The 5,262-nt window shown below is 65.6% G+C and carries 6 protein-coding genes; 2 read left to right on the top strand and 4 right to left on the bottom strand.

The window, feature by feature from the left end; all coding sequences use genetic code 11:
- The coding region (locus tag ACXJL8_RS33170) for an AMP-binding protein (RefSeq protein ID WP_456686313.1) at positions 1-1,006 on the top strand (1,006 nt) is incomplete at its 5' end.
- A gap of 342 nt (positions 1,007-1,348) precedes the next feature.
- Here ACXJL8_RS33170 and ACXJL8_RS33175 read toward each other — a convergent pair.
- Both ACXJL8_RS33175 and maiA read right to left on the bottom strand, forming a co-directional pair.
- On the bottom strand, positions 1,349-1,861 hold the full coding sequence (locus ACXJL8_RS33175; RefSeq protein ID WP_456619338.1) for a MarR family winged helix-turn-helix transcriptional regulator: 513 nt from the start codon (positions 1,859-1,861) through the stop codon (positions 1,349-1,351).
- The gene (maiA, locus tag ACXJL8_RS33180) at positions 1,851-2,483 is read right to left on the bottom strand and encodes a maleylacetoacetate isomerase (RefSeq protein WP_456686314.1); all 633 of its coding nucleotides are present in this window, start codon (positions 2,481-2,483) and stop codon (positions 1,851-1,853) included. The genes ACXJL8_RS33175 and maiA overlap by 11 nt, the downstream gene beginning before the upstream one ends.
- 184 nt (positions 2,484-2,667) lie before the next feature.
- Between maiA and gtdA the strand changes: the two genes are divergently transcribed.
- On the top strand, positions 2,668-3,708 hold the full coding sequence (gtdA, locus tag ACXJL8_RS33185) for a gentisate 1,2-dioxygenase (RefSeq protein WP_456619336.1): 1,041 nt from the start codon (positions 2,668-2,670) through the stop codon (positions 3,706-3,708).
- Between the two features lie 194 nt (positions 3,709-3,902).
- On the opposite strand, the gene ACXJL8_RS33190 is transcribed toward gtdA, so the two are convergent.
- The gene (locus tag ACXJL8_RS33190) at positions 3,903-4,739 is read right to left on the bottom strand and encodes an ABC transporter permease (RefSeq protein WP_456619335.1); all 837 of its coding nucleotides are present in this window, start codon (positions 4,737-4,739) and stop codon (positions 3,903-3,905) included.
- On the bottom strand, positions 4,732-5,262 hold a 531-nt coding region (locus tag ACXJL8_RS33195), incomplete at its 5' end, for an ABC transporter ATP-binding protein (RefSeq protein ID WP_456686315.1). The genes ACXJL8_RS33195 and ACXJL8_RS33190, both read right to left, overlap by 8 nt.

The raw sequence follows: 5,262 nt of genomic DNA on the forward strand, positions 1-5,262 counted from the left end.
GCCCAAGGGCATCGTGCATCTGCAGCACGACATGGCCTATAGTGAGGCCGCGTTCGCGCAGAATGTGTTGAAGCTTTCGCCCGACGACATCTGCTTCTCGGTGCCGAAAATCTTCTTCGCTTATGGCTTCGGCAATTCCGTCACCTTCCCGTTCTCGGCGGGAGCGGCGACGCTGCTGTTGCCGGGCCAGCCCAAGCCTGCCGCGATCTTCGCGGCGATCGAGCAATTCAAGCCGACGGTCTTTTTCGGCCTGCCGACCCTCTACACCTCGCTGACCAAGGCCGAGGGTGCGAAGGGGACGAACTTCTCGTCGCTTCGCATGTCGCTCTCGGCCGCCGAAGTGCTCTCGGCAGAGGTGTTCAACGGCTGGAAGACGCTCACGGGCCTGGAGATCGTCGAAGGCCTCGGCTCCACCGAGGTGCTGCACATCTACCTGTCCAACCGTCCCGAACAGAAGAAGCTCGGCGCCGCGGGTCTGCGCGTGCCCGGCTACGAGGTCGCGCTGAGGGACAAGGACGGAAGCGACGTCGGCGACAACGAGGAAGGCATTTTGTGGGTGCGCGGCGATTCCAACACGCCGTTGTACTGGAACCGGCCGGACAAATCCGCCGAGACGATCCGCGAGGGCGGCTGGATCTACACCGGCGACCGCTTCGTGCGCGATGCCGACGGCTTCCACTTCTTCCGCGGCCGCGCCGACGATCTCATCAAAATCTCCGGCCAATGGGTCTACCCGCTCGAGGTCGAGCTGTGCCTGGCCGACCATCCCGACATCCGCGAATGCGCGGTGTTCGCGGCCGAATTGCCGGACCGGCGCATGACGCTGAAGGCGGTGGTGGTGATGAACAGCCGGGCCGTCGACCAGAGCGAGGCGACGCGGCGGCTGCAGGACTACGTCAAGGGCAAGCTGCTACCTTACAAATATCCGCGCGAGGTGATCTTCATCGACGAACTGCCGAAGACGGGCACGGGGAAGATCGACCGGCAGGCGTTGTTGCGGATGTGAGGCCTCCCAAGCTTGCTGTCATCGCCCGCCTTGTGCGCACTTGCGCACTGGGGCGGGCGATCCAGTATTCCAGAGGCGGCGCGGCTAGAACCGAGGAGCCGCGGCGTACTGGATTCCCCGCCTTCGCGGGGAATGACAGCGGAGATAAAGGCGGCAGCGTCACCACACTCTCGCCGTCGTCCCGGCGAAGGCCGGGACCCATAACCACCGAATCTGGTTTGGCGAAGATTGGCAATGACGATCTCGTGCCACAACTGCCGGCACGGCGTATGGGTCCCGGCCTTCGCCGGGACGACACTGAGGATGAGGCTCCGCTATCGCGACAAACTCGCACTCACCCCCTCACCCCGCCTTCCCCAGATGCTCCAGCGCATCTTCGGCGCGCAGCGGCACCCGGGACGCTTCGTTGTTGAGATCGACGAGCTGCATCAAAAGTCCCATCAACATCTTGCGGTCGGCGGGCTTGAGCGGCTCCAGCATGCGCGTCTGGGCGCGTTCGACGGCGGGGATGATCTCGCGCAGGATCGCGGCGCCTGATTTGGTCAGATAGAGCAGCTTGATCCGCTTGTCCTCGGGCGCGGGCTTGCGCTCGATATAGTCCTTGGCCTGCAGCCGTTCGATCACGCTGCCGAGCGTGGAGCGGTCGAAGGCGATCACCGCCGACAGCCGCGTCGCATCGATGCCGGGATGGGCGTGGATCGCGATCAGCGCCGCATATTGCACCGGGGTCAGATCGAACGCCTTGCACTCTTCCATGAAGATCGAGACCGCGATCTGCTGCATGCGCCGGAACAGATAGCCCGGCGCGGCATAGACCGCGTCTATCGTGATCGGGGCGGCTGGCTTACTCGGCATCGGGCTGCTTCTCCGGCGCGGCGTTMGCAAAGGCCGCCAGCGCCTTGGCGGCGGCCTCGGCCTTGAGCAGACGCGGATAGGCGGACACGTCGACGCCGAAACGGCGGGCATTGGCGAGCTGCGGCACGAGGCAGAGATCGGCGAGCGTCGGCGCATCGCCAAAGCAGAACGGCCCGGGCTCATCCTTGATCAGCGTCTCGCAAGCCGCCAGTCCCTCGCGGTTGACCCAGGCCGCCCATTCCTGGACCTTCTCCTCTGCAAGGCCGAGCTCGCGCAACCGCGCCAGCACCTTCAAATTCTGTACCGGGTGGGTGTCGCAGGCGATCGCCAGCGCGAACGCCCTCACCTTCGCGCGCCGCAGCGGGTCCTTCGGCAGCAGCGGCGGGTTCGGGTGGATGTCGTCCAGCCACTCGATGATGGCGACCGACTGCGTCAGCACCGYGCCCGCATCATTCTCCAGTGCCGGCACCAGCCCCTGCGGGTTGATGGCGAGATAGGCCGGCGCGCATTGCTCGCCCTTGCGCAGATGATGCGGCAGGTGCTCGGCGCCAAGGCCCTTCAGGTTCAGTGCGATCCGCACCCGGTACGCGGCGCTGGAGCGGAAATAGCCGTGCAGCTTCATCGGGACCCTCCCTCATATTTTTTTGTCATTCCGGGGCTCGCGAAGCGAGAACCCGGAATCTCGAGATTCCGGGCCCGATGCTGCGCATCGTCCCGGAATGACTGCCTTGTACGTCGTCCGTCGCATTGACGCTACCTAGACAGTAAGTATACTGTCAATCAACAAAACGAGCGGGAGCCGCACCATGGAAGCCGTGACCAAGACGCCGGAACGTGAGGCGTTCTACCGGAAGATCGACGGCGAAAATCTCACCGCGCTGTGGACGGTGATGGGCGACCTGATCACACCGGAGCCGAGGAGCGCCTGCCGGCCGCATCTGTGGAAATTCGACGTCATCCGCGACTACATGACGGAAGCGGGCAAGCTGATCACGGCCAAGGAGGCCGAGCGGCGCGTGCTGGTGCTGGAGAACCCGGGCCTGCGCGGGCAGTCCAAGATCACGACATCGCTTTATGCCGGCGTGCAGATGGTGGTGCCCGGCGACGTCGCGCCCGCCCATCGCCACAGCCAGTCGGCGCTGCGCTTCGTGCTCGAGGGCAAGGGCGCCCACACCGCGGTGGATGGCGAGCGCACCGCGATGGAGCCCGGCGATTTCATCATCACGCCGTCGATGACCTGGCACGACCATTCCAACGAGACTGACGAGCCGATGTTCTGGCTCGACGGCCTCGACATCCCGCTGGTGCAGTTCTTCGACTGCTCCTTTGCGGAAGGTTCGAACGAGGACCAGCAGGCCATCACAAAGCCGGCCGGCGACAGCTTTGCGCGCTACGGCCACAATCTGCTGCCCGTCGACGTGAAGCGGAGTTCGAAGACCTCGCCGATCTTCAGCTATCCCTATGCCTACACCCGCGAGGCGCTGGAAAACGCCAGGACGCGCCAGGAGTGGGACGCCTGCCACGGCCTGAAGCTGAAATTCAGCAACCCCGAGACCGGCGATTTCGCGATGCCGACCATCGGTACCTTCATCCAGCTGCTGCCCAAGGGCTTTACGACCGCACGCTACCGCTCGACGGACGCGACCGTGTTCTGTCCGATCGAAGGCCATGGCCGCACGCGCGTCGGCGAGGCGACCTTCGAATGGGGCCCGCGCGACCTGTTCGTGGTGCCGAGCTGGCAATGGGTCACGCACGAAGCGGATGAAGACGCCGTGCTGTTCAGCTTCTCGGATCGGCCGGTGCAGCAGAAGCTGGACCTGTTCCGCGAGGATCGCGGGAATGCGTGAGGTGGGGTGCCGCTCCACTGTCGTCCCGGCGAAGGCCGGGACCCATACCGCGTGATCTATCGGGGAAGGACGGCATCAGTACCGACGAGAGAATAACTACGAGTCTTCGCCAAACCCCTCCCTGTGGTTATGGGTTCCGGCCTTCGCCGGGACGACACCGAAGTTGTGGCGCACCCCTGCCCACCCCGTCACGGCTACCGCCAGTGCAACAGCCGCGTCTCCAGCAGATTGATCACCTTCCCCACCGCCAATCCAAACACCGACAGGATCACCACGCCCGCAAGCAGCTGATCCGTCTGCATCAGATTGCCGGCCTGGAGCACGAAGGCGCCGATGCCGTATTGCGCGCCGATCATCTCGGCGCTGACGACGAGCAGCAGCGCCACCGACGCCGTGATACGGAAGCCGGCGAGGATCGCGGGCAGCGCGCCCGGCCAGATCACCTTGCGCACGATGGTGGCGAACGGCACGTTGAAACTCTGCGCCATCCGGATCAGGTTGCGCGGCACCGCGTCGACGCCGCTATAGACCGAGATCGCGGTCGAGAAGAACACGCCTAACGCAATGGTCGCGATCTTCGGCTCTTCGCCGATGCCGAGCCAGAGGATCAAGAGCGGCAGCAGCGCGATCTTCGGGATCGGGAACAGCGCCGAGATGAAGGTGATGCCGACGCTGCGCGCGAGCCGCGAAAGGCCGATGGCAAAGCCGACGGCGATGCCGGCCGCCGTGCCCAGCAGCCAGCCGACGCCGATGCGCAGCAGCGAGGCCGAGAGGTGCTGCCAGAGCGCGCCTGATATTGCGAGCTCGTAGATCGCGCGCACGATCGCCGACGGTGCCGGCAGGAACAGCGGATTGACGAGACCAGCGCTCCCGGCCGCCTGCCAGATCGCGATGACGAGCGCGAGCGCGATCCAGCCGCCGAAGCGGCTCGATGCCGGCACGAAGCCCGCGCCGCGGAAGCGGACGCGACGGGTCGCCTCGCTCTTGACGCTCTTGACAGGTGTTTCCGTCGCAGGCGCGCGATCAAGCATGCTGCACCTCGCGCTCGGCATCGATCGCCTCGTTGCGGATCAGCGACCAGATCTGGTTCTGAAGCGCCAGCAGCTTTTCACGCGCGGCGATCTCGCCGCGCTCGGTGCGCGTCATCGGCACGCTCACCACCTCGCGAATCCGCCCCGGACGCCGCGACAGCACCACGATGCGGTCGGCGAGCCGCGCCGCCTCTTCGAGATTGTGGGTGACGTAGACCGCGCCCATGCCGCCATCGGCGAGCAGGCGGACGAAGTCCTCCATCAAGAGCTCGCGGGTCTGGGAATCCAGCGCCGACAGCGGCTCGTCCATCAGCAGGATGGCAGGGCGCACCGCCAGCGCCCGCGAAATGCCGACGCGCTGGCGCATGCCGCCGGAGAGCTGCTTTGGATAGGTCTTGCGAAAATCAGTCAGGCCGGTGCGGCGCAGCGCATCCTCGACCAGCGCGCGGCGCTGCGCCGCCGAGAGCTGGGCGTGCAGCAGCGGGAATTCGACGTTTTCCTCGACCGTCGCCCAGGGCAGCAG

Source organism: Bradyrhizobium sp. P5_C11_2 (genome assembly GCF_054049755.1).